30 protein-coding genes and 1 tRNA gene are annotated in these 25,701 nt (G+C 70.3%); 24 read left to right on the forward strand and 7 right to left on the reverse strand.

Annotated features, from left to right (window positions below; genetic code table 11):
* Positions 1-55: 55 nt before the first annotated feature.
* Positions 56-1,201: an acetyl-CoA C-acetyltransferase gene (locus BMW85_RS12180; protein WP_091080565.1), complete on the forward strand. Its 1,146-nt coding sequence runs from the start codon at positions 56-58 to the stop codon at positions 1,199-1,201.
* A gap of 52 nt (positions 1,202-1,253) precedes the next feature.
* Here BMW85_RS12180 and BMW85_RS12185 read toward each other — a convergent pair whose 3' ends face one another.
* On the reverse strand, positions 1,254-1,607 hold the full coding sequence (locus tag BMW85_RS12185; protein WP_091080567.1) for a MerR family transcriptional regulator: 354 nt from the start codon (positions 1,605-1,607) through the stop codon (positions 1,254-1,256).
* Positions 1,608-1,665: 58 nt separating this feature from the next.
* Here BMW85_RS12185 and BMW85_RS12190 point away from each other — a divergent pair, with 58 nt between their 5' ends.
* A complete protein-coding gene (locus BMW85_RS12190) occupies positions 1,666-2,856 on the forward strand; it encodes an MFS transporter (RefSeq protein WP_091080570.1) in 1,191 nt (396 codons plus the stop codon).
* Here the strand turns inward: BMW85_RS12190 and BMW85_RS12195 are convergent.
* Positions 2,813-4,201: a serine hydrolase domain-containing protein gene (locus BMW85_RS12195; RefSeq protein ID WP_091080571.1), complete on the reverse strand. Its 1,389-nt coding sequence runs from the start codon at positions 4,199-4,201 to the stop codon at positions 2,813-2,815. The two genes, BMW85_RS12190 and BMW85_RS12195, sit on opposite strands and share 44 nt — an antisense overlap.
* Before the next feature lie 145 nt (positions 4,202-4,346).
* Here BMW85_RS12195 and BMW85_RS12200 point away from each other — a divergent pair, with 145 nt between their 5' ends.
* The 4 genes from BMW85_RS12200 to BMW85_RS12215 all read left to right on the forward strand — a co-directional run bounded on the left by BMW85_RS12200 (position 4,347) and on the right by BMW85_RS12215 (position 9,560).
* The gene (locus BMW85_RS12200) at positions 4,347-6,218 is read left to right on the forward strand and encodes an acyl-CoA dehydrogenase family protein (protein WP_091080574.1); all 1,872 of its coding nucleotides are present in this window, start codon (positions 4,347-4,349) and stop codon (positions 6,216-6,218) included.
* Between the two features lie 222 nt (positions 6,219-6,440).
* Positions 6,441-7,709 (forward strand): extracellular solute-binding protein, encoded by a 1,269-nt coding sequence (locus BMW85_RS12205; RefSeq protein ID WP_091080754.1) that lies wholly within the window; start codon positions 6,441-6,443, stop codon positions 7,707-7,709.
* A 79-nt stretch (positions 7,710-7,788) separates the two neighbouring features.
* Positions 7,789-8,673: a carbohydrate ABC transporter permease gene (locus tag BMW85_RS12210; RefSeq protein ID WP_245774737.1), complete on the forward strand. Its 885-nt coding sequence runs from the start codon at positions 7,789-7,791 to the stop codon at positions 8,671-8,673.
* Positions 8,673-9,560, forward strand: a complete 888-nt coding sequence (locus tag BMW85_RS12215) for a carbohydrate ABC transporter permease (RefSeq protein ID WP_177240629.1) — start codon at positions 8,673-8,675, stop codon at positions 9,558-9,560. Before BMW85_RS12210 ends, BMW85_RS12215 begins: the two co-directional genes overlap by 1 nt.
* A gap of 31 nt (positions 9,561-9,591) precedes the next feature.
* Here the strand turns inward: BMW85_RS12215 and BMW85_RS12220 are convergent, their stop codons facing one another.
* The gene (locus tag BMW85_RS12220) at positions 9,592-10,335 is read right to left on the reverse strand and encodes a class I SAM-dependent methyltransferase (protein WP_091080578.1); all 744 of its coding nucleotides are present in this window, start codon (positions 10,333-10,335) and stop codon (positions 9,592-9,594) included.
* A gap of 125 nt (positions 10,336-10,460) precedes the next feature.
* Here BMW85_RS12220 and BMW85_RS12225 point away from each other — a divergent pair, with 125 nt between their 5' ends.
* Positions 10,461-11,000 (forward strand): RNA polymerase sigma factor, encoded by a 540-nt coding sequence (locus BMW85_RS12225; RefSeq protein WP_091080581.1) that lies wholly within the window; start codon positions 10,461-10,463, stop codon positions 10,998-11,000.
* Complete coding sequence (locus BMW85_RS48335) at positions 10,987-11,952, forward strand: hypothetical protein (RefSeq protein ID WP_143082232.1); 966 nt, start codon at positions 10,987-10,989, stop codon at positions 11,950-11,952. The genes BMW85_RS12225 and BMW85_RS48335 overlap by 14 nt, the downstream gene beginning before the upstream one ends.
* On the opposite strand, the gene BMW85_RS12235 is transcribed toward BMW85_RS48335, so the two are convergent.
* Positions 11,941-12,963: an adenosine deaminase gene (locus tag BMW85_RS12235; protein ID WP_091080586.1), complete on the reverse strand. Its 1,023-nt coding sequence runs from the start codon at positions 12,961-12,963 to the stop codon at positions 11,941-11,943. The two genes, BMW85_RS48335 and BMW85_RS12235, sit on opposite strands and share 12 nt — an antisense overlap.
* 81 nt (positions 12,964-13,044) lie before the next feature.
* Here BMW85_RS12235 and BMW85_RS12240 point away from each other — a divergent pair, with 81 nt between their 5' ends.
* Positions 13,045-13,695: a hypothetical protein gene (locus BMW85_RS12240; protein WP_091080588.1), complete on the forward strand. Its 651-nt coding sequence runs from the start codon at positions 13,045-13,047 to the stop codon at positions 13,693-13,695.
* Positions 13,696-13,746: 51 nt separating this feature from the next.
* Complete coding sequence (locus tag BMW85_RS12245; protein WP_091080590.1) at positions 13,747-14,316, forward strand: hypothetical protein; 570 nt, start codon at positions 13,747-13,749, stop codon at positions 14,314-14,316.
* On the opposite strand, the gene BMW85_RS12250 is transcribed toward BMW85_RS12245, so the two are convergent.
* Positions 14,317-15,525, reverse strand: coding sequence for a pyridoxal phosphate-dependent aminotransferase (locus BMW85_RS12250; RefSeq protein ID WP_091080592.1), 1,209 nt, complete (start codon positions 15,523-15,525; stop codon positions 14,317-14,319).
* A gap of 157 nt (positions 15,526-15,682) precedes the next feature.
* Here BMW85_RS12250 and BMW85_RS12255 point away from each other — a divergent pair.
* The 8 genes from BMW85_RS12255 to rplL all read left to right on the forward strand — a co-directional run bounded on the left by BMW85_RS12255 (position 15,683) and on the right by rplL (position 20,528).
* A tRNA-Trp gene (locus tag BMW85_RS12255) sits at positions 15,683-15,755 on the forward strand.
* Positions 15,756-15,832: 77 nt separating this feature from the next.
* The gene (gene secE, locus BMW85_RS12260; protein ID WP_177240630.1) at positions 15,833-16,078 is read left to right on the forward strand and encodes a preprotein translocase subunit SecE; all 246 of its coding nucleotides are present in this window, start codon (positions 15,833-15,835) and stop codon (positions 16,076-16,078) included.
* Between the two features lie 63 nt (positions 16,079-16,141).
* Positions 16,142-16,906, forward strand: coding sequence for a transcription termination/antitermination protein NusG (nusG, locus tag BMW85_RS12265; protein WP_091080596.1), 765 nt, complete (start codon positions 16,142-16,144; stop codon positions 16,904-16,906).
* A 121-nt stretch (positions 16,907-17,027) separates the two neighbouring features.
* The gene (rplK, locus tag BMW85_RS12270; protein ID WP_091080599.1) at positions 17,028-17,459 is read left to right on the forward strand and encodes a 50S ribosomal protein L11; all 432 of its coding nucleotides are present in this window, start codon (positions 17,028-17,030) and stop codon (positions 17,457-17,459) included.
* A 70-nt stretch (positions 17,460-17,529) separates the two neighbouring features.
* On the forward strand, positions 17,530-18,249 hold the full coding sequence (gene rplA / locus BMW85_RS12275) for a 50S ribosomal protein L1 (protein ID WP_091080601.1): 720 nt from the start codon (positions 17,530-17,532) through the stop codon (positions 18,247-18,249).
* 209 nt (positions 18,250-18,458) lie between these two features.
* On the forward strand, positions 18,459-19,280 hold the full coding sequence (locus BMW85_RS12280) for an SCO4651 family lipoprotein (RefSeq protein ID WP_245774738.1): 822 nt from the start codon (positions 18,459-18,461) through the stop codon (positions 19,278-19,280).
* Between the two features lie 255 nt (positions 19,281-19,535).
* Positions 19,536-20,060: a 50S ribosomal protein L10 gene (gene rplJ, locus BMW85_RS12285; RefSeq protein WP_091080605.1), complete on the forward strand. Its 525-nt coding sequence runs from the start codon at positions 19,536-19,538 to the stop codon at positions 20,058-20,060.
* A gap of 72 nt (positions 20,061-20,132) precedes the next feature.
* Positions 20,133-20,528, forward strand: a complete 396-nt coding sequence (gene rplL, locus BMW85_RS12290; RefSeq protein WP_091080607.1) for a 50S ribosomal protein L7/L12 — start codon at positions 20,133-20,135, stop codon at positions 20,526-20,528.
* Positions 20,529-20,796: 268 nt separating this feature from the next.
* Here rplL and BMW85_RS49510 read toward each other — a convergent pair whose 3' ends face one another.
* Positions 20,797-20,943 carry a hypothetical protein gene (locus BMW85_RS49510; RefSeq protein WP_177240631.1) on the reverse strand — a complete coding sequence of 49 codons (147 nt, stop codon included), beginning with the start codon at positions 20,941-20,943 and terminating at the stop codon, positions 20,797-20,799.
* A 385-nt stretch (positions 20,944-21,328) separates the two neighbouring features.
* Here BMW85_RS49510 and BMW85_RS49515 point away from each other — a divergent pair, with 385 nt between their 5' ends.
* Entirely contained in the window at positions 21,329-21,658 is a 330-nt protein-coding gene (locus tag BMW85_RS49515) for a mannosyltransferase YkcB-related protein (RefSeq protein WP_483869905.1), read from the forward strand.
* Here the strand turns inward: BMW85_RS49515 and BMW85_RS12300 are convergent.
* A complete protein-coding gene (locus BMW85_RS12300; RefSeq protein WP_091080610.1) occupies positions 21,645-22,046 on the reverse strand; it encodes a nuclear transport factor 2 family protein in 402 nt (133 codons plus the stop codon). The genes BMW85_RS49515 and BMW85_RS12300 overlap by 14 nt on opposite strands.
* An 84-nt stretch (positions 22,047-22,130) precedes the next feature.
* Here BMW85_RS12300 and BMW85_RS12305 point away from each other — a divergent pair, with 84 nt between their 5' ends.
* The 5 genes from BMW85_RS12305 to BMW85_RS12325 all read left to right on the forward strand — a co-directional run.
* Positions 22,131-22,697, forward strand: coding sequence for a TetR/AcrR family transcriptional regulator (locus BMW85_RS12305; RefSeq protein ID WP_091080612.1), 567 nt, complete (start codon positions 22,131-22,133; stop codon positions 22,695-22,697).
* 65 nt (positions 22,698-22,762) lie between these two features.
* Positions 22,763-23,764 carry an ABC transporter ATP-binding protein gene (locus tag BMW85_RS12310; protein WP_091080614.1) on the forward strand — a complete coding sequence of 334 codons (1,002 nt, stop codon included), beginning with the start codon at positions 22,763-22,765 and terminating at the stop codon, positions 23,762-23,764.
* A gap of 189 nt (positions 23,765-23,953) precedes the next feature.
* Positions 23,954-24,454, forward strand: coding sequence for an Rv1363c family protein (locus BMW85_RS12315; RefSeq protein ID WP_091080617.1), 501 nt, complete (start codon positions 23,954-23,956; stop codon positions 24,452-24,454).
* A 2-nt stretch (positions 24,455-24,456) separates the two neighbouring features.
* Positions 24,457-24,948: an Rv1363c family protein gene (locus BMW85_RS12320; RefSeq protein ID WP_091080619.1), complete on the forward strand. Its 492-nt coding sequence runs from the start codon at positions 24,457-24,459 to the stop codon at positions 24,946-24,948.
* A 470-nt stretch (positions 24,949-25,418) separates the two neighbouring features.
* On the forward strand, positions 25,419-25,701 hold a 283-nt coding region (locus BMW85_RS12325), incomplete at its 3' end, for a hypothetical protein (protein ID WP_143082233.1).

A 25,701-nucleotide genomic window follows, 5' to 3' on the forward strand; every position in this document is an offset into this window, starting at 1 on the left:
TTCTGTTGTAGGCTGCCCTTAGTAACCGAATAATGCTCGGTTTCCAGGAGGCACTGTGGCAGAGGCGTACATCGTCGGGGCGGTCCGCACCCCGGTCGGCAAGAAGAAGGGCGGTCTTTCCACCGTCCACCCCACTGACCTGGCCGCTCACACGCTGAAGGCGCTCATCGAGCGCACCGGTGTGGACCCTGCCGCGGTCGAGGACGTCATTCTGGGATGCGTCATGCAGTTCGGCCCCCAGAGCATGGACATCGCCCGTAACGCCTGGCTGTCGGCCGGTCTGCCGGAGAACGTCCCCGGCGTCACCATCGACCGCCAGTGCGGCTCCTCGCAGCAGTCGATCCACTTCGCCGCCCAGGGCGTCATGTCCGGCACGCAGGACCTCGTCGTGGCCGGCGGCGTGGAGTCGATGAGCATCGTCCCCATGGGTTCGTCCATCAAGGCCGCCCTGGACATGGGGATGCCGTTCCCGTTCGGCGAGATGTGGGTCGAGCGGTACGGCAAGCAGGAGATCTCGCAGTTCCGCGGCGCGGAGCTGATGTGCGAGAAGTGGGGCTACACTCGCGAGGTCCTGGAGCAGTTCGCGCTGGAGTCGCACCAGCGCGCCGCCAAGGCCATCGCGAACGGCTACTTCAAGGAGCAGATCGCCCCGATCAACGGCGTCGAGGACGACGAGGGCCCGCGGGCGGACACCACCCTGGAGAAGATGGGCACGCTCAAGACCCTGAAGGAGGGCGGCCAGATCACCGCGGCCACCTCGTCGCAGATCTCCGACGGCTCGGGCGCCGTGCTCATCGCCTCCGAGCAGGCGGTCAAGGACCACGGGCTGACCCCGCGCGCCCGCATCCACCAGCTCGCGCTCATGGGCGACGACCCGGTCTACATGCTGACCGCGCCGATCCCCGCCACGCAGCGGGCGCTGAAGAAGGCCGGCATGTCGATCGACCAGATCGACGTCGTGGAGATCAACGAGGCGTTCGCCCCGGTGCCGCTGGCCTGGACGCACGAGCTCGGGGCCGACCCGGCCAAGGTCAACCCCAACGGCGGCGCCATCGCCCTCGGCCACCCCCTGGGCGGCACCGGCGCGATCCTGATGACCAAGCTCCTGCACGAGCTGGAGCGCACGGGCGGCCGTTACGGCCTGCAGACGATGTGCGAGGGCGGCGGCCAGGCCAACGTCACGATCATCGAGCGGCTCTAGGAGCAGGTAGCAGGAAGGGAGCGCCGCCTCCGCACGTCACGGGGGGCGGCGCTCACACCCGGGCCGCGGCGATCACCCGGTCGAGGGCGTCGCGGGACTCGCCCAGGTCAGCCATCGCGCGGTCGATGCGCTCGCGCTCGCCGCGCAGCCGCCCCAGCACGTCCGGGCACGTCGGGGCCAGCACCTCGCCCTCGGGTTCCAGGCAGGGCAGCACGGTCGCGATCGTCGAGGTGGACAGGCCCGCCGACAGCAGGCAGCGGATGCGGCGCACGGTCTCCACGTGGGCCTCGGTGTAGTCGCGGTAGCCGCTGGGACGGCGCTCCGGGGCCAGCAGGCCCTGCTCCTCGTAGTAGCGCAGCAGCCGCTCGCTCACGCCGGTGCGCCGGACGAGCTCGCCGATCCGCATGTGATCTCCCTCACGGCCGATTGACTCTCACATCCATGTGAGACTTTAGCGTACCCGCATGAGACAGGGTCTTCTCGTGCCGGCCATGCTCATGGCGAGCGTCTTCGTCGTCGGCACCTCCGAGTATCTGATCGCCGGGTTGCTGCCGCAGGTGGCCGCGGACCTGGACGTCACGCTGTCCACGGCCGGGCACGCGGTGACGGCGTACGCGCTGGGCGTCGTGGCCGGTGGGCCGCTGGTGACGATCGCGACGGTCCGGCTGCCGCGCAAGGGGCTGGCGCTGGGGCTGCTGGTGCTGTTCGCGGCGGGCAACGGGATCTGCGCCTTCGCCGGGTCGTACGGGCTGCTGATCGCGGGCAGGGTGGTCGCCTCGCTCAGCCACGCCGCGTTCCTGACGCTGGCGCTCATGCTGACCGTACGGGCGGTCGCGCCGGATCGGGTGGGGACGGCGATCGCGGTCGTCGGCTCCGGGTTCTCGGCAGCGACCCTGCTCGGCGTGCCGGTGGGCGTGCTGGTGGGGGACGGGGCCGGGTGGCGGGCGCCGTTCGCGGGGCTCGCGGTGCTGGCGCTGGCCGCCGTCGCGCTGCTGGCCGCCGTGCTGCCCAGGGAGGCCGCGCCGGACACCAGCGTCGCGGCCGAGCTGCGGACGATGCTGCGCCGGCCGGTGCCGGTCGTGATCGCGACCACCGCCGTGGGGCTGGCGGCCACCTCGACCGTGTTCACCTACCTCGCGCCCGCGTTGTCGCGGATCACCGGGTTCGCTCCGGCGGCGGTGTCCGCGCTGCTGCTGGTGTACGGCCTGGGCGGGCTGGCGGGCGGCCTGGTGGCGGGACGGCTGGCCGACCGGTCGCTGCCGGCCACGGTGCGCGTGACGTTCGCCGGGCTCGCGGTGGTGCTGGCGCTGTTCCCGTTCGCGCTGGGGTGGCCGGTGGCGGCCGTGGCCGTGGTGCTCGCGTTCGGCCTGCTGACCTCCGCCACGACACCCGTGCTGCAGAGCCTGCTGCTGCGGCACGCGGGCGGCGCCCCGACGCTGGCCGTGTCGGTGAACGTGTGCGCGTTCAACATCGGCATCGCGGCCGGCTCCGCGCTCGGCGGCGGCCTGGTGGCGGCGGGCGGCCTGCGCTGGCTCGGTCTCGCCGCCGCCGCGCTCGCCCTGGCCGCCCTGGCCGTGAGCTACGCCGCCGTCCCGGCGGCCCGCCGTGCGCTCAGCGGTTCTGTCCCCGCAGCGCGAGCACGCGGGCGAGCGTGACGGCGGCTCCCGCGAGGGCGGCCACCAGCAGCGTGATCGACAGCGGCGCCGCGAAGTACGTGAGCTGGGCCCACGTGACCGTCCTGCCGTTCATGAGGAACGACACCCAGTCGGGGTAGGTCGCCAGCACCACGGCCGGCAGCAGGGCGGGCAGCAGCCGGAGCACGTACCACCGGCGGGGCCGGCCCGCCCAGCGGCGGGCGCGAAGCACGCCCAGCACGCCCAGCCCGGCCGCCACGAGCGCGATGGCGGCCAGGATCCCGTCGTAGAGCCGCCGGTCGGCGCCCGGCGGCTCGGGCACGCGGCCCTCGCTGAGCGCCGTCAGCCCTTGCATGATCGTGTACGTGTCGTCCTGGAGGGCCGCGCTGTTGCTCATGACGGCGAAGCCGTACCCGGTGCGCGGCGAGAGGGCGGCCACCGCCGTGTACGTGAACAGGTTGCCGGAATGCACGAGCTGCCCGGTCTCCTCCTCCACGCCCCAGCCCATCCCGTACCGGCGGATCGCGACAGGCGTGTGCATGGTCTCCAGGCTCCGCTTCCCGACCAGCGGCCGGCCGTCCCCGGTCTGGGCGATGAGCCACTTGCCCATGTCGTCCGCCGTGGTGACGACGCCGCCCGAGCCGCTGCCGTTGAGGAAGGCGGGCAGCTCGGGGCGCGGCAGCCAGGCCCCGTAGACGGAGTTGTAGCCGTCGGCGGGGCGGACCACCTGGTCGCTGACGGCGCTGGAGGTCATGCCGAGCGGCCCGAAGACCCGCTCGCGCAGGTACGCGCCGAAGTCCAGGCCCCCGGCCACCTCCACCAGCCGGGCGGCGAGGTCGTAGTTGACGTTGCAGTACTCCCAGCGGGTGCCCGGCTCGGCCCGCAGCCGCCCGCCGGACAGCCGGGCGGTGTAGGCGGCGAGCGTGTTCGTCTCCTCCAGGGCGTTGACGTCGACCGTGCTGTCCGACAGGCCGGAGGTCTGGTTGAGCAGTTGGCGCACGGTGACGCGGGAGGCGCGCGGGTCGGCCATCCTGAAGCCGGGGAGCTGCGCGGCGACCGGGTCGTCCAGCCGGATCTTGCCGCGCTCGACGAGCGTCATCACCGCCGTCGCGGTGAACGCCTTGCTCAGCGAGGCCACCCGCATCGGCGTGCCGGCCGTGACTGGGTGGCCCTCGGAGTCGTGGCCGTAGCCGGCGGCGTGCACGACCCGGCCGCCATGGGTCACGACCACCGACACGCCCGGCAGGCCGGTGGTGGCGACGGCGTCGCGCACGTACGCGTCCACGGCGGCGGGAGTCAGGGCGGGAGCGGCGGGGGTCGGGAAGAGCGCGCCCGCCGCGAAGAGGCTGACCAGGAGGGATTTCATGGCAGGAAACCTAGGGAAGGTGAGCCCCCCTCCGGATCTGCCGTCCGGGCAGCGGCACCCCTGACGAAAGTCAGGTCTGTGCTCGCCCCCCTGTCAAAGAGGGCATATATCCGGGGCCGGGACGGCGCGACGTCGGGAGGCGCGGATGACGCAGCAAACCAGGTACGAGGAGTCCAGAGCGGTCGGTGAGCAGGCACGCGAGCAGGAGTGGGCCAGGCCCAGCTTCGGCAAGCAGCTCTTCCTCGGCGACTTCCGGCTGGAGCTGGTCCATCCGGCGCCCGCGCTCCCCGACGAGGCCGCCAAGCGGGGGGAGGAGTTCGTCCGGGCGGTCCGCCACTTCCTGGAACGGCACGTCGATCCCGCGCTCATCGAGCGGACCGGGCAGATCCCGGACGACGTGGTCAAGGGCCTGGCCGGGCTGGGCGCGTTCGGCATCACGATCGGCGAGGAGTACGGCGGGCTCGGCCTGCCCTACCTGTACTACTGCCGGGCCCTCATGCTCGTCGGCTCGTACTGCCCGGCGCTCGCCACGCTGCTGTCGGCGCACCAGTCGATCGGCGTGCCGCAGCCGCTGAAGCTGTTCGGCACCGAGGAGCAGAAGCGCGCGTTCCTGCCGCGCTGCGCGAGAGGCGAGATCTCGGCGTTCCTGCTGACCGAGCCCGACGTGGGATCCGACCCGGCCCGCCTGGCGACCACCGCCGTCCGCGACGGCGACGACTACGTGCTCGACGGCGTCAAGCTGTGGACGACCAACGGCGTCATCGCCGACCTGCTCGTGGTCATGGCGCGGACCGGGAAGAAGATCAGCGCGTTCGTGGTCGAGGCCGACTCGCCGGGCATCACGGTCAGGCGGCGCAACACGTTCATGGGCCTGCGCGGCATCGAGAACGGCGTCACCGAGTTCCGCCAGGTCAGAGTGCCCGCGGGGAACCTGATCGGGCGCGAGGGCGACGGGCTGCGGATCGCGCTCACCACGCTGAACACCGGCCGCCTCTCCCTGCCCGCCACCTGCGCGGGCAACGCCAAGTGGGCGGTGCGGATCGCCCGCGAGTGGAGCAACGCCCGGGTGCAGTGGGGCCACGCCATCGGCCGGCACGAGGCCGTGGCCACGAAGATCGCCTTCATCGCGGCCACCGCGTACGCGCTGGAGGCCGTCATGGAGCTCAACTGCCGCCTGGCCGACGACAAGCGCAACGACATCAGGATCGAGGCCGCGCTCGGCAAGCTGTACGCCTCGGAGATGGGCTACCAGGTGCTGGACGAGCTGGTCCAGATCAGGGGCGGGCGCGGCTACGAGAGCGCGGAGTCGCTGGCCGCGCGCGGCGAGCGCGGCGTGCCCGCCGAGCAGATGCTGCGCGACGCCCGGATCAACCGCATCTTCGAGGGCTCCACCGAGATCATGCACCTGGCGATCACTCGCGAGGCCGTGGACGCCCACCTGTCGGCCGCCGGCGAGCTGATCAACCCGGACGCCTCCCGCCAGGAGCGCGCCCAGGCGGTCAAGCGGGCCGGCCGCTTCTACGCCGGCTGGCTGCCCACGCTGGTCGCCGGTACGGGCACCCTGCCCGGCGGGTACGCCGCCTTCGGCCCCCTCGCCACCCACCTCCGGTTCGTGGAGCGGACCAGCAGGAAGCTGGCCAGGTCCACCTTCTACGCGATGTCCCGCTGGCAGGGCCGGCTGGAGCACCGGCAGGCGTTCCTCGGGCGGGTCGTGGACATCGGGGCGGAGCTGTTCGCCATGACCGCCGTCTGCGTCAAGGCCGAGGCCGACTCCGCCGATCTCGGGCGGCGGCCGTACGAGCTGGCCGACACCTTCTGCCACCAGGCGCGACGCCGGGTGGACACGCTGCTCGACCGGCTCTGGGACAACACCGACGCCAGGGACGTCCGGCTGGCCGGGTACGTCCTGGACGGCCGCTACGACTTCGTCGAGGACGGCGTGCTCGACCCGTCCATCGACGGGCCGTGGATCGGCGCGCCCGAGGGCGGCGAGAACGTCCGGCGGAAGATCACCTGACATCTGGTCTAGACCGGTTGTGCGTCACGGTCGCGGTGACTGTTGTCGAACCGCAATAGCCCGGTATAGACCGGGCGGGGAACGCTCGCTTACGCTTGCGCAAACACGGAGGGCCTCCAGGTATGGCAGCGCCCTCCGTGAGGTCATCCCCCTGGGCGGGGTCCGACCACTGGTACGGACCAGCGTCACCCGTCCGACGAGAAGGCGGTATCTCCAGTGAACATGAAGCTTGTGGGCGGCGCCGCTCTCAGCCTTGCCACGCTGCTGGTCCTGACCAGCTGCGGCTCGGGCGACGGCGGCAGCGGCAGCGGCAGCGGCGACCAGGCGTCCTCCGGCGGCGAGGTCACGCTCAAGATGGTCGCCGCCGACTACGGCGACGGACCGGGCAAGCCGAACTCGGGCGAGACGTTCTGGAAGGGCGTCGTGGACGAGTTCCAGGCCGCGAACCCCGGCATCAAGGTCGACGTCCAGGTCATCAACTGGAACGACATCGACAAGCAGGTCGCCACCATGGTCCAGAACGGCCAGGTGCCCGACATCCTGCAGACCGGCGACTACTCCGGCTTCGTCAAGGACGGGCTGCTCTACAAGACCGACGAGGTCCTCTCCCCGAACGTCTCCGGCGACCTGCTGCAGAAGTTCGCCGACTTCGGCAAGGTCGACGGCACCGCGTACGGCATCCCGTTCGTCTCCTCCGCCCGCGCCATGTTCTACAACAAGGACCTGTTCAGCAAGGCCGGCATCAGCGAGCCCCCCAAGACCTGGGACGAGCTCAAGGCCGCCGCCGAGAAGCTGAAGGCGGCCGGCGTGACCCAGCCGTTCGGCCTGCCCCTCGGCCAGGAGGAGGCCCAGGGCGAGTCGTTCCTGTGGATGCTCGGCAACGGCGGCGGCTACAAGGACGCCTCCGGCAAGTGGGCCATCAACTCCCCGCAGAACGTCGAGACCTTCACCTACATGAAGGGCCTGGTCGACGCCGGCCTGACCACCCCCAACCCCGGCACCAAGGACCGCAAGACGGTCTGGGAGGACTTCGGCGCCGGCAAGGTCGGCATGGTCAACGGCGGCCCCATGTCGATCCCGATCTTCGACGCGGCCGGCCTGAAGAACTACGGCGTCGCGCCCATCCCCGGCAAGAGCGGGCCGCTCGACACCACGCTCGGCGTCATGGACTGGATCATGGCGTTCAACAAGAACGGCCACGCCGCCGAGATCAAGAAGTTCTTCGACTTCTTCTACACCGGCAACGCCGCCCAGAAGATCTCCGACACCTACAAGCTGCTGCCGGTCACCAACGGCGGCATCGAGAAGCTGTCGGGCGACGAGAAGCTGAAGCCGTTCCTGGACGCGCTGCCCAACGCCAGCTTCTACCCCTTCCAGGACCCGAAGTGGGCCGAGGTGAACCCGGCGATCAAGCAGACCATCGGCGGCGCCGTCAAGGAGGACCCGGCCAAGGTCCTCGGCGAGCTGCAGAAGGTCGCCGAGGCGGGCTGATCACGGCGGCCGGCCCGGCGCCCGTGACGGGCGCCGGGCCGCCTCCCATGACGGCACTGTCCCACGTGGAAGGTCTTGCATGAGAAGGTTGCGCGCCCTCGAACCCCTCGCCTGGGTCGGGCCGGCCGTCGTGCTCATCGCGGTGGTCGTGCTCTGGCCGGTGATCGAGATGATCCGGTCGTCGTTCCTCAAGATCAGCCGGTTCGGCGTGGTCCAGGGCGGCAACGGGTGGGCGAACTACGAGAAGCTCGTCAACGAGAAGGACTTCGCGGACATCATGCTCCGCAGCGTGATCTGGGTGGTCGCGGTCGTCGTGCTCACCGTGCTGGTCTCGCTGGCCCTCGCCCAGCTGTTCAACCAGCGCTTCCCGCTGCGCAAGGTCGCCCGCTGGGCGCTCATCGCGCCCTGGGCGGCGTCCGTGCTGATGACGGCGATCATCTTCAAGTGGATGCTCGACCCCGAAGTGGGCGTCATCAACCAGATCCGCCTCAAACTCGGGCTCATCGACGCCATGGGCGGCGCGGCGGCCGACCAGCTCGGCGACGCCTCCACGGCCATGCCGTGGCTGGTGTTCGTGGCCGTGTTCGTGTCGGTGCCGTTCACGACGTACGCGCTGCTCGCCGGCCTCGCCACCATCCCCGGCGACGTCTACGAGGCGGCCAGGATGGACGGCGCGGGACGGCTGCGTACGTACTGGTCGGTCACGCTGCCGTTGCTGCGTCCCGCGCTCACCGTGGCCGCGCTGATCAACATGATGAACGTCTTCAACAGCTTCCCGATCATCTGGGCCATGACCCACGGGCAGCCCGGCTACTCCACGGCCACCTCGACGATCCTCATGTTCATCCTCAAGAGCTCCGACATCGGCGAGTCGGCCGCCATGTCCGTGGTCAACTTCGGCATGGTCGTCGTGCTGACCGTGATCTTCCTGCGGGTGTCGCGGTGGAACAAGGAGGTGGCGTGATGGCCGTCGGGACCGCCCCCCGCAGGACCCCGCCCGCGTCGCGGGCCGCGAACCGCGGCGCCGCCGTGCGCCACCTGCCCCGGCTCAAGACCGTGCTCGTCGCGGCCGCCGCCTACGTCATCGCGCTGATCTTCCTGTTCCCGTACGTGGTGATGCTGCTCACCTCGCTGCGCAGCCAGGACTCGCTGCGGGACGTGACGTTCTGGCCCGACGAGTGGGTGTGGTCGAACCTCGCCGGCTTCTGGAGCAGCGGACTCGCGGGCAACCTCTGGGTCACGATCAAGGTGGCCGCCGGCTCCACCGTGCTGGTGCTCCTGGTGGCGCTGCCCGCGGCGTACTACTCGGCCCGGCATCGTTTCAGGGGGCGGACCGCGTTCCTGATCCTGGTGCTGATCACCCAGATGTTCCAGCCCACGGCCATGCTGGTCGGCATCTACCGCGAGTTCTACCAGTTCGGGCTGGTCGACTCGATCTGGTCGCTGATCCTGGTCAACGGCGGGTTCAACCTGGCGTTCGCGGTGTGGATCCTGAACGCCTACTTCTCCTCGATCCCCCGCGAGCTGGAGGAGGCGGCCTTCATCGACGGAAACGGGCGCTTCGGCGCGCTGTTCCGCATCACGCTGCCGCTCGCCATGCCCGGGGTCATCACGGCGCTGATCTTCACGTTCATCGCGGCGTGGAACGAGTTCGTGGTCGCGCTCACGCTGACCACGACGCCCGAGAAGCAGCCGCTCACCGTGGCGCTGAACTCCTTCATCGGGCAGTACCAGGTGGACTGGCAGAACCTGTTCGCCGGGTCGGTGATCGCCACGATCCCGGTGATCATCCTGTTCGCGCTGATCGAGCGCAAGGTCGTCGGCGGCCTGACCGCCGGATCGATCAAGTGAGGAGCGCGGGGAGGCCCACCGGCCTCCCCGCTCAGCTCCCGCTCTGCGGGACGCGCGCCACGCAGAAGACCGTCTGGCCGAACGGCGGACGGAAGAACCGCTCGATGAGCCGGGTGAGCGGCACCACCGTGCGGTCGTAGATCTTGACCAGGCGCGGGTCGGGATAGCCGACGCCGCCCCGGCGCACCGCCGCCCACCAGGCGATGCCGCCCAGGAAGTTGATCGGCTTGAGCACCTCGACGTCCAGGCCCGCCCGCGCGACCGTGGCGCCCAGCGTCTTCGGCGTGTAGCGCTGGACATGGCCGACCTTGCGGTCGAAGTCGCCGTAGAGCTGGGGGTAGCCCGGCACCCAGATGATGATCCGGCCGCCCGGCAGCGTCACCCGCGCCAGCGAGCGCAGCGCCTCGGCGTCGTCCTCGATGTGCTCCAGGACGTTCATCAGCACGACGGTGTCGACCTTGTCCTCCAGCGGGATGTCGGTCGGCAGGCCGAACTGCAGCACGTCGATCTCGTCGCGCCCCGCGAAACGCTTCTCCAGCTGCTCGACGCAGTAGGGGTCGAAGTCGCTGACCACGAGCCGGTCGAGACGCGGCAGGAACTGCTCGGCGAAGTGCCCGAGACCCGAACCGATCTCCAGCATCGAGCGGCCCACGTGCGGGGCGACCATGTCGAACTCGTACTGCCGGTAGTTCTTGGCCTCGTCCCCACCGAGGTGGTTCTCCAGTGCCTCGTCACCGGCCGCCGGTTGCACTACACGGTCATACCCAGAAGACATAGTCCCGTTCCTTCAAGGAGCACACGGATTGCCCGAGTCTAATGCCCCGATCAGCGGCAGGGGTCACGCGATCCGGTGGACGCTCTTCCCTGCAAGCCCTGATTTGCGGTGGAATCTGACTCGTCATGGACGACGACGAGGCGATCACGCGCTCGCTCGACGGTGACCTGAACGCCTATGAGGCTCTGGTCGCCCGCTACAGCGCGCTCGCCCACCGTACCGCTTACCTCCTCGGCGCGGGGGACGAAGCCGAGGACGTGGTGCAGGAGGCGTTCGTCAAGGCGTTCCGGCACCTGCCGGGCTTCCGGCGGGAGTCGCCCTTCCGGCCGTGGCTGCTGCGGATCGTGGCCAACGAGACCCACAACCTGACCCGGTCGCGGGGGCGGCGCGCCGAGCTGGCGCTCCGCCTGGGCGCGGCGGCCGACGAGCGGGCGCCGGACGACCCCGAGGGGTCCGCCGTCGCCACCGACCGGCGCGCCCGGCTGCTGGCCGCCGTTCGGACGCTGCCCGAGCGGGAACGCCAGGCCGTGGTGTGCCGGTACTTCTTACAGCTGACGGAGGCGGAGACGGCCCAGGTGCTGGACTGTCCCGTGGGCACCGTCAAGTCCAGCACCCATCGCGGGCTGGCGCGGCTGAGGGAGGAGGTGGGCAATGAACTCGCATGACCCGAACGACCCCGACACTCCGGACACGGCTGCTGACGCTTCGGACGCGCGTGCGGACACTCCGGACGCGGCTGCTGACGCTTCGGACACGGACGCGCTGGAGGCTGAACTGCTCGCCCTCGGCAGCTTGCTCGACGTGCCCACCGCCGCGCCCGCCCCCGACGTGGCCGCCGCCGTCCGCGCCCGCCTCACCCAACCCGACCCCGGCGCGCCCGCCTCACCTGACCTCGGCGTGCCCGCCCGGCCGGACCCCGACGTGCCCTCCCCACTCGACCCCGGCGTGTCCGCCCCACCCCACCCCGACATGCCAGCCGATCCGGCGCATGGGGCGGACGGCCGTCGCCCACAGCGGCCGGGTGGGCGTTCGCGGAGGCGGCGGTGGGGTGTCGTGGTGGCTGTGGTGGCGGTGGTCGTGGCCGTCACCGCCGCCACCCCGCAGGGCCGGGCCGCCGTGGTGAAGATCCTCCGGTTCGCGGGCGTCGAGCTGCGGGTCTCCGACACCCCGCCCCCTCCGCTCACCACCACCGCGCCGCTCCCCGGCGAGCGCGCCGTGGCACCGGAGGAGCTGCCGGCCCTGGCCCGTTTCCCGGTGCGCACCCCCACCCGCCTCGGCCCCCCGCAGGCGGCGACGGTCTCCGACGGCGGACGGGTGGTGTCGATGTTCTGGCCGGGCGGCATCCGCCTGGACCAGTTCGACGGCGAGATGGAGCCGTACTTCTTCAAGCAGCTCGGCCCGCCGTTCCCGACCCACGTCGAGCTGGGCGGCGGCGCGGAGGGCTGGTGGGTCGGCGGCGAGCATCCGCTCGGCCACCTCCGCCGCGTGGACGGCACGGTCGTGCCGCTCCGCCAGGCGGCGCCCACCCTCATCTGGACGAGCGGCGGCGTCAACCTCCGTCTGGAGGGCGTACGCACCGCGCGCGAGGCCGCCGCGATCGCCGACTCACTCCGCTGACCCGGTGAGCCAGTCGTCGACGCCCTTCAGCAGCTCCTTGCGCACCGTCTCGGGCGCCGCCGACGAGCGCACCGACTGACGGGCCAGCTCGGCGATCTCGGCGTCGGAGAAGGCGTACTCGTCCCTGGCCAGCTCGTACTGGCGCAGCAGCCGGTCGCCGAACAGCAGCGGGTCGTCGGCGCCCAGCGCGATCGGCACCCCCGCGTCGAACAGCCGCCGCAGCGGCACGTCGGCGGCCCGCTCGGCCACCCCCAGCCCGACGTTCGAGGTGGGGCAGACCTCGCAGCAGATCTGCCGGTCGGCCAGGCGGCTCATGAGCCAGTCGTCCTCGGCCGACCGTACGCCGTGCCCGACCCGGTCGGCCCCCAGGTCGTCCACGCACTGCTGGACGCTGCGCGGGCCCATCAGCTCGCCGCCGTGCGGCACGGCCAGCAGCCCGCCCCGCTTGGCGATCCTGAAGGCGCGCTCGAAGTCGCGGGCCTGGCCCCGGCGCTCGTCGTTGGACAGCCCGAAGCCGACGACCCCGTGGTCGCGATATTGGAGGGCGAGCCTGGCCAGCGTGTTGGCGTCCAGCGGATGCCTGGTCCGGTTCGCGGCCACGATCACCGCGATGCCGACGCGGGAGTGCTCGGCGGCCTGCCGCGCGGCGTCCAGCATCAGCTCCAGCGTGGCCGTCAGCCCGCCGAACCGCTGGGCGTAGCCGGACGGGTCCACCTGGATCTCCAGCCAGCGCGACCCGGCCGCCGCCTCGTCCTCGGCGGTCTCGCGCAGCAGCCGGTAGACGTGTTCCGGGCGGGTCAGGACGGACCGGGCGATGTCGTACAGCCTCTGGAACCTGAACCAGCCGCGCTCGTCGGTGGCGCGCAGTTTGGGCGGCCAGTCCTGCTCCAGCGCGTCGGGCAGGTGCAGCCCCTGGTCCCTGGCCAGCTCGATCAGCGTGGCGTGCCGCATGGAACCGGTGAAGTGCAGATGAAGATGTGCTTTAGGGAGTGTGACCAGGGGCTTCGGCATCTCCTCATCTTGCCACCGGCGTCGCCATCGGTTGGTTCAAAAGAGGGGTAGGAGGCGGGCCGGGCAGGGGATCATCGGGAAATGATCCCGGACGGGCGTGTGTACGGGCAGGAACCCGCGGACGGCACCGCGTACGCGGGCGGGCAGGGCAGGCGGGCGGCGCTCGCGGCGCTGGCGTTCACGGCGACGGCGGTGGCCATCTACGGGCTGTTCGCGTCGGGGTTCGGGCGGGTACGCCCCCCCGAGGCGGAGGAGCCGGCCGCCGCCGCGCAGGGCCCACCCGCCCCAGCCCCGCCGCCGCGGACTCCGACGCCCGAGCCGGCCGCGCCGCCCGCGCCCACGCTGGCGGTGATCGCCGACGGCTTCTACCTCACCTACCTCCCGCCGGGCCTGAAGCGCACCGGCGGAGGAACGTTCGGCCCCGGGGCGGGCGGCTGGGCCAGATATGCCCTGGCGGGCTCCGCCCAGTCAGGCAGGTACGTCGTGGCGCGCGTCGATCGCGGCCCCGTCGCCGCCGACTGGCCGAGCTACCGCGCCCACGCCGCCGTGCTCGACGCCCGCGAGACCGTCGTCCGGGGCAGGCCCGCCGTGGTAGGCCGCGACCCGCGCGGCGGCCGGACGATCGCCTGGCTGGAGCGCCGCGGCACGGGCGTGCGAGTCAGGGCCGGTGAAACCCTGCGTAAGGAACTCCTCGCAGTTGCCGCCTCGGTCAAGGCTCGTGTAGGAGACTAGAGCCCCTTCCCGTCCCCTTCCCGGGGTGTCCACACACGTCATGGGGGGTCCATGCGGCGTCCGGCGGCGGCGCTCCTCGCGCTCGCGCTCTCCGGCTGCGCACTCTCCGGCTGCGCGGGCGGCGGCGGTTCGGGCAGCGGTGAGGCCCCGGTGCCCCGTACGTCCGCCGAGGTCCTGTCCGCGGAGACCCCGTCCGCCGATTCCCCGTCCGCCGATTCCCTGGGCGACGAGCAGGGTGGCAACCGGGCGCTGGCGCTGTCGTGCGACGCCGCCTCCGAGGTCCACCTGCCCGCCGTGCCCGCCCCGCTCCGACGCGCGGGCGCCTTCTCCCGCCTGCCCGCGCTCACCCGCCCGCTCGACGTGCACGGCCTGATCTGGAGCCAGAACGACGAGCGGCTGTACGTCGGCGTGGTGTGCGGCCCGCGTACCGCCGAGCAGTTCGTCACGCTGGTGGCGCAGGCGCGGCTCACGATGTGGGAGGGCCGGCCCGCGCTGCACTGGACCACGCGCACGGGCGTGCGCAACTTCATGTGGCTGGAGCGTCCCGGCGTCGCGGTCTATGTCGGCGCGACGCCGGGGCTCAGCGACCGGATCCATCCGATCGCCACCGGGATCGGCTAGTCAGCGGGCCTCGGCCAGCAGCTTGCCCAGGCGGCTGACGCCCTCGACCAGGTCGTCGTCGCCCAGCGCGTACGACAGCCGGAAGTATCCAGGCGTCCCGAACGCCTCCCCGGGCACCACCGCGACCTCGGCCTCCTCCAGGATCAGCTCGGCCAGCTCGGCGGACGTGCCCGGCCGCCGCCCCCGCAGCTCCTTGCCGACCAGCGCCTTGACCGACGGGTATGCGTAGAACGCCCCCTTGGGCTCGGGGCACAACACGCCCGGGATGTCGTTGAGCATCCGCACCATCGTCTGCCGCCGCCGGTCGAAGGCCGTGCGCATCTCGGCCACCGCCGACAGGTCGCCGGAGACCGCCGCCAGCGCCGCCATCTGCGAGACGTTGGAGACGTTGGAGGTGGCGTGCGACTGCAGGTTGGTGGCCGCCTTGACGACGTCGGGCGGGCCGATCAGCCAGCCCACCCGCCAGCCGGTCATCGCGTACGTCTTGGCCACGCCGTTGAGTATCACGACCCGGTCGCCCAGCTCGGGGACGGCCGTGGCGATGCTGGTGAACTCGGCGCCGCCGTACACCAGGTGCTCGTAGATCTCGTCGGTGATCACCCACAGGCCGTGCTCGGAGGCCCACCGGCCGATCTCCACCGTCTGCTCGCGGGTGTGGACGGCGCCCGTCGGGTTGGACGGCGAGACGAACAGCAGCGCCTTCGTCCGCTCCGTGCGCGCCGCCTCCAGCTGCTCGACGCTCGCGAGGTAGCCGGTGGACTCGTCGGTGACCACGTCGACCTGCGTGCCGCCCGCCAGCTTGATCGCCTCGGGGTAGGTCGTCCAGTAGGGCGCCACGACGAGCACCTCGTCGCCCGGGTCGAGCAGGGTGGCGAACGCCTCGTAGACGGCCTGCTTGCCGCCGTTGGTGACGAGCACCTGCGAGGGCTCGGCGGAGTAGCCGGAGTCGCGCCGCGTCTTGGCCGCGATGGCCTGCTTGAGCTCGGGCAGCCCGCCGGCCGGGGTGTACTTGTGGAAGCGCGGGTCGCGGGCCGCCTCGACCGCCGCCTCGACGATGTAGCCGGGCGTCGGGAAGTCGGGCTCGCCCGCGCCGAACCCGATGACCGGGCGCCCGGCGGCCTTCATGGCCTTCGCCTTGGCGTCCACGGCCAGCGTGGCGGACTCGGAAATCGCGGAGATTCTTGCGGAGATGCGGCGTCGGCTCGGCATGGTTCCATCGTCGCACGACACGCTGACCTGGGCGATCAGGTTTCGGTTCGACGTGCCGGGCAATCCCCCGTATGCTTCACCTCGGTCCTTCCGCCGCATGTCGGCGAGCGGTTCGGTCCAGGCAGTGATTCAATCAGGGTAGTCTGGTTGATGACATAGGGCACTGGCGCAATTGGTAGCGCACCGGTCTCCAAAACCGGCGGTTGGGGGTTCGAGTCCCTCGTGCCCTGCGAGTGCGGTCCGCGCAAGATAGGCGTGTAAGCGCGCCGCGAAACTGCGTTGGATACGACGAATTCAGGTGAGGACTGTGGCGATCGACACGCGCGGCGAGACCGCAGACAAGCCCAGTGGCGAGAAGAAGACGCGCACTTCACCTGCCCTCTTTTATCGGCAGGTCGTCAACGAGCTTCGTAAGGTCATCTGGCCGACACGCAAGGATCTCATCACTTACACCACGGTCGTTCTGATATTCGTTCTGATCATGGTTGGCATCGTCTATGGGCTTGATACCGCCCTGGGATGGGCAGTGCTGAAGGTCTTCGGCGGGGCCTGATCCTGACGCCGCCGGTCGACTGACGGAGTCGCCCTTCGATTCGACGAAAGAGGAAGAGTCACCGTGTCCGAGTCTTCATTTCCGGCGGACGAGTCTCGCGACGAGTGGGACGACGAGCTGGAAGAGGCCACTGAGGAAACCGCCGGGGCGGAGTCCGAGGAGGCCGAGGTCGCGGAGAGCGACGAGCCGACCGAGGCCGACGCTTCCGCCGCCGAGGACGCTTCGGCCCTTCCCGACGTCGATCCCGTCGAGGAGTTCAAGCAGTCGCTGCGCGGCCTGCCCGGCGAGTGGTACGTCATCCACTCCTACGCCGGCTACGAGAACCGCGTGAAGTCCAACATCGAGAGCCGCAACGTGTCGCTCAACATGGAGGACTACATCTACCAGGTCGAGGTGCCGACGCACACCGTCCAGGAGTTCAAGAGCGGCAAGAAGGTGCCGGTCAAGGAGCGCGTGCTGCCCGGCTACGTCCTGGTGCGCATGGAGCTGACCGACGAGTCCTGGGCCGCGGTGCGCAACACCCCTGGCGTCACCGGCTTCGTCGGCCTGTCCAACAAGCCGAGCCCGCTCAGCCTCGACGAGGTCGCCAAGCTGCTCGCGCCCGAGCCGACCGAGGAGACCAAGAAGGCGGCCACCAAGACCGCCGCGGGCCCCACGGTCGAGTTCGAGATCGGCGAGTCCGTCACGGTCATGGACGGCCCGTTCGCCACCCTGCCGGCCTCGGTGAGCGAGATCAGCCCCGAGTCGCAGAAGCTCAAGGTGCTCGTCTCGATCTTCGGCCGGGAGACCCCGGTGGAGCTGTCGTTCAACCAGGTCTCGAAGATCTAGGACGATCACTTACACTTAGACGTTCGGACTGGCCGCCTGCGCTGTCGGGCGGCCTCCGACATGTCAGGGCCGCATCCGCCGCCCGGCATCGCATCACAATCCAGGACCCGGAGAAGGACACATGCCTCCGAAGAAGAAAATCGCCGCGTTGGTGAAGGTCCAGCTCCCCGCTGGCCAGGCCACCCCGGCGCCGCCGGTGGGTACCGCCCTCGGTCCCCACGGCGTCAACATCATGGACTTCGTCAAGCAGTACAACGCTGCCACGGAGTCCCAGCGGGGCAACATCATCCCCGTTGAGATCACCATTTTCGAGGACCGCAGCTTCACCTTCGTCACGAAGACGCCGCCGGCCCCCGAGCTGATCAAGAAGGCCCTCGGCATCGACAAGGGCAGCGCGGTCCCGCACCGCGACAAGGTCGGCAAGCTGAGCCGCGAGCAGCTGCGCAGCATCGCCGAGACCAAGATGCCCGACCTCAACGCCAACGACGTCGAGGCGGCCGAGAAGATCATCGCCGGCACCGCCCGGTCGATGGGCATCACGATCGCCGAGTAACACCCTTCTCTTCCCACACGTGGGAGGGCCGAAAGAGCGACCGGCCCGAATACCACTAGGAGTTAATGCAATGAAGCGCAGCAAAGCGCACAAGGACGCGGCGGCCAAGGTCGACCGCGACAAGCTCTACACCCCGGTCGAGGCCGCCAAGCTCGCCAAGGAGACGTCGACCACCAAGTTCGACGCCACCGTCGAGGTCGCGCTGCGGCTGGGCGTCGACCCTCGCAAGGCAGACCAGATCGTGCGCGGCACGGTCAACCTTCCGCACGGCACCGGCAAGACCGCCCGGGTCCTGGTCTTCGCGACCGGTGACCGTGCCGAGGCTGCCCGCGAGGCGGGCGCCGACATCGTCGGCGCCGACGAGCTGATCGACGAGATCTCCAAGGGCAACCGGCTCAACGAGTTCGACGCCGTGGTGGCCACGCCCGACATGATGGGCAAGGTCGGCCGCCTGGGCCGCGTGCTCGGCCCGCGTGGCCTCATGCCCAACCCGAAGACCGGCACCGTGACGCCCGACGTCGCGAAGGCCGTCACGGACATCAAGGGCGGCAAGATCGAGTTCCGCACCGACCGGCAGGCCAACCTGCACTTCATCATCGGCAAGACGTCCTTCGGCGAGCGCCAGCTCCTGGAGAACTACGCTGCCGCGCTGGACGAGGTGCTGCGTCTCAAGCCGTCGGCCGCCAAGGGCCGCTACCTGAAGAAGGTCACCTTCTCCACGACGATGGGGCCGGGCGTTCCCGTCGACCCCAACGTCACCCGCGGCATCACCGCCGAGCTGGGCGAGTAGTCGACCGGCCGCACGTGTGCTCCGAAGAGCCCCGCCCGTTTCGTACGGGCGGGGCTCTTTTGCGTCTCGGAACGGGCGGGATCTTTGCGTCGGCGGGGTTGGGGGGTTGTGGAGGAGCTGTGCAGAGTGTGTGGGGGAGAACCCTGGGTTTTCCCCTAATTGTGCGGGGAAGCCGCTACAGTCCCGGATCGCAAAAGTAGGGTCAAGACATGCTGAAGCGCACGATAAGTCTCGCTGCGGCCGGAGCCGCGCTCGCCGTGGCCGCGGTTGCCGGTTGTGGCTCCAACGCCCAACCCATCCAGGTCAATTTGGCGGCCTCTGAGGTCCTGGCGCAGGCCGCGCAGAAGACCGCCGAGGTCACCAGCTACACCGTCGACGCCGTCGTCAACGCCTCCGGCGCCAAGGAAGGCAACGGCCGGGTGCAGGGCCGCATGCTCTACCAGAGCAAGCCCGAGCTCGCCGTGGACCTCACGCTGGACACCGTGGACATGGGCGGTCAGAGCCTGCCGGGCGGCGTCCGCGCCGTGCTGCAGGGCGACACCGTCTACGTCAAGGTCGAGGCGCTGAACAAGATGCTGGGCGCCACCAAGCCGTGGATCAAGGTCTCGCTGAACGAGGTCGGCGACCGTACGCAGATCGACCAGTACCTCGCCCAGATCCAGCAGTTCGACCTGGCCAACGTCACCAAGCTCGTCACGGCCTCCAAGGACGTGAAGCAGGCCGGCACCGAGACCGTCAACGGTGAGGACACCACCCACTACACCGGCACCTTCCCGGTGGAGGCGGCCGTGCTGCTGCTGCCGGCCGACCGCCAGGAGCAGGCCCGCTCGAACCTGGCCGAGCTCAAGGACGTCGCGTTCGACGTCTGGGTGGCCGCCGACGGCCTGCCCCGCAAGCTCGCCCTGAACGGCCAGAAGGACGGCGACAAGCTGGACGCCACGCTGTTCTTCAAGGACTACAACAAGCCCGTGACCATCCAGGCCCCGGCAGCCGACCAGGTCGGCGAGATGCCGAAGACCATGACCAACTAGGAACCATCACCGAGAACGATTTGGAAACTCGGCGGCCAGCACCTATTCTGGTCGTTGCCGAAGACCGCCGGTCGTCGTCAGGTGCTCACATCCTGGCGGCCGAAGGTTCCACGTCTTGTGGACGACCCGCGCAGGTGTGATGCGAGTTTCCCGCATGGATGGTCATCCATGTGCGTGAGCCCCGTGTGCGCCCTGCGCCCGGGGCTGTTCTCATTTCAGCAGACCTTCGCCGGCGGCACATCTGGAAGGAGGCCCATGGCGAGGGCGGATAAGGCGACGGCTGTTGCCGAGCTCAAGAACGAGTTCGAAGGTAGCGCCGGCGCCGTTCTGACCGAGTACCGCGGTCTCACCGTCGCGCAGCTCAAGGACCTGCGCAAGTCTCTCGGTGAGAATGCGAAGTTCGCCGTGGCGAAGAACACCCTGACCAAGATCGCGGCCAACGAGGCCGGCGTGACGGGTCTGGACGACCTGCTGGTCGGCCCCACCGCTGTCGCCTTCGTCAAGGGCGACGTCGTGGAGGCGGCCAAGGGTCTGCGTGACTTCGCCAAGGCCAATCCCCTTCTGGTGATCAAGGGCGGCGTGCTCGAGGGCAAGACGCTCGACGCCACCGAGATCACCAAGCTCGCCGACCTCGAGTCCCGCGAGGTTCTCCTCGCGAAGCTTGCCGGTGCGCTCAAGGCGAAGCAGAGCGCCGCTGCCGCGATGTTCGCCGCGCTGCCCACGCAAATGGCTCAGCTGGCCGAAGCCCTTCGCGCCAAGCGCGAAGAAGCGGGCGAGTAACACGGGGGTTGCCGCACCCACCGCGGTCCCGTTCCTAGTTTTCAGCAAGTCCTAAACGTAAGGAAACGCATCATGGCGAAGCTCAGCAACGACGAGCTCATCGACGCTTTCAAGGAGATGACCCTCCTTGAGCTCTCCGAGTTCGTGAAGCAGTTCGAGGACATCTTCGACGTCAAGGCCGCCGCCCCCGTCGCGGTCGCCGCCGCCCCCGCCGCCGGTGGCGCCGGTGCCGAGGCCGCTGCCGCCGAGGAGCAGGACGAGTTCGACGTCATCCTCGAGGCCGCCGGCGACAAGAAGATCCAGGTCATCAAGGAGATCCGCGCCCTGACGTCCCTGGGCCTCAAGGAGGCCAAGGACCTGGTGGACGGCGCTCCGAAGCCGGTCTTCGACGGCAAGGTCAACAAGGAGCAGGCGGAGAAGGCCAAGGCTGCCCTCGAGGGCGCCGGCGCGACCGTCACCGTCAAGTAAGACGGCTGGAGCTCCTGGCTCGACGCTGAAGGGGCGGAGGACATCCTGGTGCCGGATGTCCGCCGCCCCTTTTCGCGTTCGCAGGGGCTTTCGCGACCACGACGGCGGGCTCAGGAACTTCTCATGCCCGTCTCAGGGCGGCTCCACCCCGCCTGCCCAGCGTGCGGGACGTGAAAGACAAGTCTCGATGGGCGCTCGCCGCTCTGCTTGTGGCCACGGGCGTGCTCTACGTCTGGGGGCTCGACGCCTCGGGCTGGGCGAACGCGTACTACGCGGCCGCCGTGCAGGCGGGCAGCCAGAGCTGGAAGGCGTTCTTCTTCGGGGCCTCCGACGCCGCGAACGCGATCACCGTGGACAAGACCCCGGCCTCGCTCTGGCCGATGGGGCTGAGCGTGCGGCTGTTCGGGCTGAACACGTGGGCCATGCTCGTGCCGCAGGCGCTGATGGGGGTCGCGACGGTGGCCCTGGTGCACGCCTCGGCGGGACCGACGCGGTGCGGGCCGCGTTCTGGGTGTGGGGGAGCCGGCTGGTGGTCACGGGGCTGGTCTTCAGCCTCATGCGGGGGATCTTCCACGCGTACTACACGGTGGCGCTGGCTCCGGCCGTCGCGGTGCTGGTGGGCATGGGCGTGGCGGTGCTGTGGGAGCGCGGGGCGCGCCGGGCGCTCGCGGTCGTGGTCATGGGGACGGCGGTGTGGTCGTACGTGTTGCTGTCGCGCAGCGCCGGCTGGAATCCCTGGCTCGGGCGGCGGGGGAGGGCTGCTCGACGCCGGCGCTCCGAGCGCCGAGATCACCGCGCTGCTGAAGGCCGGCGGCGCCGCATACATGTGGGCGGCGGCCACCGTCGGCTCCAACAACGCGGCCGGCTACCAGCTCGCCACCGGCCTGCCGGTGATGGCGGTGGGCGGCTTCAACGGGACCGATCCCGCGCCGACGCTGGAGCGGTTCCAGCGCCACGTCGCGGAGGGGAAGATCCGCTACTTCCTCGGCACGGGGATGGGCGGCTTCGGCGGGGGCCGTACGGGGGCGGGCGGCAGCGACGACGCGGCCAGGATCGCCGCCTGGGTCCAGGAGAACTTCACCGCCGCCACCGTCGGCGGCGTCACCGTCTTCGACCTCACCCGGAGGTGACAGTCTCGGTACGTACCCGGGCGATGGCACTGGTGTCCATGTAGTCCCTGGTGTGGACGATCGCGCCGTCCCGTACCCGGAGGATCACCAGGCTGGGGACCTCCACCGCGCGCTCCCCGGCCCTGACGCGCGTCGCCTGCTCCACGACCACCACCTCGGGGTCGTGCGTGCGGTGCAGCGCCACCAGCCGCACCTCCTCCGCCTCGAACGGCGAGCCGCCCCACATGGACCGGTACGCGTCCCTGACGGCCTCCCTCCCGGGGAGCGGCGCGAGCCTTCCGAACGGGAACTCGTGCAGACCGTCGGGGGCGTAAAGCTGGGCCAGCTCGTCGGGCGACTTGTGCAGCATCGCGGCCTGGTAGGCGGCGACGATCTCCTCGATGGACATGGCCGTCCCTTCGCTCAACGTACGTTGACTCAACGAGCGTAGAGCGAAAAAGCCCGGCCGGTCAACGCGGGTAGAGTCGGCGACGTGAGCGAACGACTGCCGCCCCGGGCCGAGCGGCGGCGCAGGACCGAGCGGCACATCCTCGACGCGGCCCGGACGCTGTTCGCCGAGGTGGGGTTCGAACGCACCACGATCCGGGCGGTCGCCCGCGCGGCCGGCGTCGACCCCGCCCTGGTCATGCAGTACTTCGGCAGCAAGCAGGAGCTGTTCAGGCACGCCGCCGAGGCGGCCCCGCCCCCGGAGGAGGGACTGGACGCCGACGAGCTGGTCGACCACCTCCTCGGCACCCTCGACACCAAGATCGGCGAGCTGTCCCCTGGATCGCTGGCCATGCTGCGCTCGATGCTCACCCACCCCGAGGCCGGCGCCGCCGCCCGCGAGGCGCTGGCCCGGCAGATCGACCGGCTGTCCGCCGCGATCCCCGGCGACGACGCCCGGCTGCGGGCCGCGCTGATGGCCGTGGTCATGCTGGGCGTCACCATCGGCCACCAGCTGCTGGAGCTGGAGGAGCTGCGCGCGGTCCCGCCGGAGGAGATCGCCCGGCTGCTGCGGCCCGGCCTGCGGGCCCTTACTGGACCCGAGGTCTCATAGCCGCTTCCCAAGCGGCCCGCGTCCCCGTTACGGTGAGGCCATCGTTCGCGACTGGGAGGTGGCCGGTGGGCGTCGAGGTCGTCGTGGAAGGGCTCACCAAGTCGTTCGGGCGCCAGGTCATCTGGGAGGACGTCTCCTTCACCCTCCCGGCCGGGCAGATCTCCGTGCTGCTCGGCCCGTCCGGCACCGGCAAGTCCGTCTTCCTCAAGACGCTGGTCGGCCTGCTCCGTCCCGACCGCGGCCACATCTGGATCGACGGTCACGACCTGGCCAACTGCCGCGAGAGCAAGCTCTACGAGCTGCGCAGGCTGTTCGGCGTGCTCTTTCAGGACGGCGCGCTGTTCGGCTCGCTCAACTTCTACGACAACATCGCCTTCCCGCTGCGCGAGCACACGAAGAAGAGCGAGTCCCGGATCCGCGACGTCGTCATGGAGAAGATCGAGCTGGTCGGCCTCCGGGGCGCGGAGGGCAAGTTGCCCGGCGAGATCTCGGGCGGCATGCGCAAGCGGGCCGGGCTGGCCAGGGCGCTCGTGCTGGAGCCCGAGATCATCCTGTTCGACGAGCCGGACTCCGGGCTCGACCCGGTGCGCACCGCGCTGCTCAACCAGCTCATCGTGGACCTCAACGCCGAGGTCGAGGCCACGTTCCTGATCGTGACGCATGACATCAACACCGCCCGTACCGTGCCGGACAGCATCGGGATGCTCTTCCGGCGCGAGCTGGTGATGTTCGGTCCGCGCGAGATGCTGCTGTCCAGCGACGAGCCGGTGGTGCGGCAGTTCCTCAACGCCCGCCGGCACGGCCCGATCGGCATGTCGGAGGAGAAGGACCTGTCCGAGCTGGAGGCCGAGGCCCAGCTGGGGCACGACCCCGGCGTGCTGCCGCCGATCCCGCCGCAGCTCATGCCGACGGGCAACCGGATCCGCCGCACCCAGCAGCCGCCCGGCACGTGGCTGGCGGCCAATGGCGTGATCCCGCCGCAGGGCTCGTTCGTGGACGAGCGCGGGCGCAACTGGCTGGAGGAGTACCCCCGCCTGGTCAACGCTCACCTGCACGGGGTCCAGTAGCCCGACGGGCCCGGGGGGAGTGGTCCGGACGGGGGTTGTTCTGCCCGGAGCGGCCACCTCAGGGCCGTCTGGGGGCATTTTACGGACACATCCGCCGTCGCTCCCGCTACCACACCGCCTCGGTTGTTTCCGGGACTCCGGGAACGGACACCGCGTTATGATCCGGCGGTCTGGGAGGGGTGAGCGGTCATGGCATGGCTGGGCGTCCGTTCCGCGCGCATCGTGATCGCGGTGCTCGGCGGGATGCTGGCGGTGCTCGTGGGCATGGGCGCCTGGATCGCCGCAGAGGCCCGCGAGGTGCAGGGCAGGGCGGGCGACCGCGAGGCCGTGCTGCTGGCCGCCGGCGCCCACGCCAAGAACCTCGTCTCGCTCGACTACCGCACCGTGGACGCCGACCTGCAGCGCATTCTCGACACCTCCACGGGCCCGGCGCGAGCCGAGTACGTCGCCACCGCCGCCAAGCTGAAGACCACCACCGTGGAGAGCAAGGTGGTCCAGACCGGCGTGCTGCGCGCCGCGGGCCTGGTCTCGCTGACCGGCGGCAAGGCCAAGGCGCTGGCGGTCGCCGACGTGGAGATCCACTGGGACGGCTCGGACAGCCCGGCCCAGGAGCGCTACTACCGCTGGTCCATGGAGCTGGAGAAGGTCGGCGGCGTCTGGCTGGTGTCGAAGGCGGTGCAGGTGTTGTGAGGATGTTCGCGATCGTGCTGCTGGGCGTCCTGGTGGCGGTGGCCGCCGTGCTGGTGCCGACCATGTGGTTCAACCTGCGCGACCTGCGGGAGGCCGACGCGGCCGGCGACTCCGCGATGGCCGCCGCCCGGCAGGTCGCCCCCCAGCTGCTCTCCTACGACTACCGCACGATCGAGCAGGACCTCGCGCGGGCCGGCGGGCACACCACCGGCGAGCTCACCCGGCACTACAAGGAGCTGGCGACCAGCCTGGTCACGCGGGCCAAGGCGGAGAGGATCGTACGGACCGCCGCCGTCGCGGGGGCGGCGGTGGAGCACGCAAGCCCCGACCGCGTCGAGGTTCTGCTTTTCGTGAACATGGGTACGGTCAGACAGGTGCCCGGTCAGTCCGGGCCGCAGCAGCAGGTGGCGCAGAACCGCGCCAGGCTCGTCATGGTCCGTCAGGGCGAGCGCTGGCTGGCCGCCGATCTTTCCACGCTCCTGGGGAGCGCGTGAGGCCCGCCGCAGGGCCGATGACCTGCGCCTGGAGCCGCCGGGCGCGCCGTCGGGTTCAATTGTTACCAAAAATCTGGTTTAGCGTCGTCCAAGGCGGGGGTAATCCAGTCACAGCTACACCGGTGATCGGCATGGGTTCGACCCCCGGTGTGACGGAGCGTTAACCGCCCCCGTTCGCGGGTATCGTCTTGGGCCATGGCGGTAGGCGATCTGTCACGCAGGGAAGAAAACCCAGCGTCCGGGCCCCGAACCGGCTATTAGTCGGGCTCGTGGGCTTGACGTATCCGCCCGAACGGGCGATGCTGCGACCAACGTGGAGCATGCAGCGAGAGCGAAGTGGACAGGCGTGTGCCGATCGGCTACACTGCCCCTTTGCGCTGCCCTTTGACGACCCGTGATGCTTGCTCACGTTGCGAGGTTGTCTGGCGTGCGTGTAGTCAGTCCGCCGCGAGCCCTCGGAAGGACATCTGTTGGCAGCCTCGCGCAACGCCTCCGCCGTACCCGCTGGTCCCCGTCGCGTGTCTTTCGCGCGTATCCAGGAGCCGCTCGAAGTTCCTGACCTTCTCGCTCTGCAGACCGAGTCTTTCGACTGGCTGCTCGGCAACGACAAGTGGAAGGCCCGGGTAGAGGCGGCTCGCCAGGCCGGGCGCAGGGACGTCCCGACCCAGTCGGGCCTCGAAGAGATCTTCGAAGAGATCAGTCCGATCGAGGACTTCTCGGGGACCATGTCCTTGTCGTTCCGCGATCACCGGT

This window comes from Nonomuraea wenchangensis (genome assembly GCF_900111685.1).
Taxonomy (GTDB): Bacteria; Actinomycetota; Actinomycetes; order Streptosporangiales; family Streptosporangiaceae; genus Nonomuraea; species Nonomuraea wenchangensis.

Excerpts from the sequence above, each read along its gene's own strand:
- BMW85_RS48335 (WP_143082232.1), top strand. The coding sequence starts at position 10,987 with ATGAACTCGCATGACCCGAACGACCCCGACACTCCGGACACGGCTGCT.
- BMW85_RS12195 (WP_091080571.1), bottom strand. The coding sequence starts at position 4,201 with ATGAAATCCCTCCTGGTCAGCCTCTTCGCGGCGGGCGCGCTCTTCCCG.
- BMW85_RS12280 (WP_245774738.1), top strand. The coding sequence starts at position 18,459 with ATGCTGAAGCGCACGATAAGTCTCGCTGCGGCCGGAGCCGCGCTCGCC.
- BMW85_RS12205 (WP_091080754.1), top strand. The coding sequence starts at position 6,441 with ATGAAGCTTGTGGGCGGCGCCGCTCTCAGCCTTGCCACGCTGCTGGTC.
- BMW85_RS12300 (WP_091080610.1), bottom strand. The coding sequence starts at position 22,046 with ATGTCCATCGAGGAGATCGTCGCCGCCTACCAGGCCGCGATGCTGCAC.
- BMW85_RS12320 (WP_091080619.1), top strand. The coding sequence starts at position 24,457 with ATGTTCGCGATCGTGCTGCTGGGCGTCCTGGTGGCGGTGGCCGCCGTG.
- BMW85_RS12215 (WP_177240629.1), top strand. The coding sequence starts at position 8,673 with ATGGCCGTCGGGACCGCCCCCCGCAGGACCCCGCCCGCGTCGCGGGCC.
- rplK (WP_091080599.1), top strand. The coding sequence starts at position 17,028 with ATGCCTCCGAAGAAGAAAATCGCCGCGTTGGTGAAGGTCCAGCTCCCC.
- BMW85_RS12315 (WP_091080617.1), top strand. The coding sequence starts at position 23,954 with ATGGCATGGCTGGGCGTCCGTTCCGCGCGCATCGTGATCGCGGTGCTC.
- rplA (WP_091080601.1), top strand. The coding sequence starts at position 17,530 with ATGAAGCGCAGCAAAGCGCACAAGGACGCGGCGGCCAAGGTCGACCGC.
- BMW85_RS12200 (WP_091080574.1), top strand. The coding sequence starts at position 4,347 with ATGACGCAGCAAACCAGGTACGAGGAGTCCAGAGCGGTCGGTGAGCAG.
- BMW85_RS12225 (WP_091080581.1), top strand. The coding sequence starts at position 10,461 with ATGGACGACGACGAGGCGATCACGCGCTCGCTCGACGGTGACCTGAAC.
- BMW85_RS12185 (WP_091080567.1), bottom strand. The coding sequence starts at position 1,607 with ATGCGGATCGGCGAGCTCGTCCGGCGCACCGGCGTGAGCGAGCGGCTG.
- BMW85_RS12250 (WP_091080592.1), bottom strand. The coding sequence starts at position 15,525 with ATGCCGAGCCGACGCCGCATCTCCGCAAGAATCTCCGCGATTTCCGAG.
- rplJ (WP_091080605.1), top strand. The coding sequence starts at position 19,536 with ATGGCGAGGGCGGATAAGGCGACGGCTGTTGCCGAGCTCAAGAACGAG.
- rplL (WP_091080607.1), top strand. The coding sequence starts at position 20,133 with ATGGCGAAGCTCAGCAACGACGAGCTCATCGACGCTTTCAAGGAGATG.
- BMW85_RS12245 (WP_091080590.1), top strand. The coding sequence starts at position 13,747 with ATGCGGCGTCCGGCGGCGGCGCTCCTCGCGCTCGCGCTCTCCGGCTGC.
- BMW85_RS12235 (WP_091080586.1), bottom strand. The coding sequence starts at position 12,963 with ATGCCGAAGCCCCTGGTCACACTCCCTAAAGCACATCTTCATCTGCAC.
- BMW85_RS12240 (WP_091080588.1), top strand. The coding sequence starts at position 13,045 with ATGATCCCGGACGGGCGTGTGTACGGGCAGGAACCCGCGGACGGCACC.
- BMW85_RS12220 (WP_091080578.1), bottom strand. The coding sequence starts at position 10,335 with ATGTCTTCTGGGTATGACCGTGTAGTGCAACCGGCGGCCGGTGACGAG.
- BMW85_RS12190 (WP_091080570.1), top strand. The coding sequence starts at position 1,666 with ATGAGACAGGGTCTTCTCGTGCCGGCCATGCTCATGGCGAGCGTCTTC.
- BMW85_RS12210 (WP_245774737.1), top strand. The coding sequence starts at position 7,789 with ATGAGAAGGTTGCGCGCCCTCGAACCCCTCGCCTGGGTCGGGCCGGCC.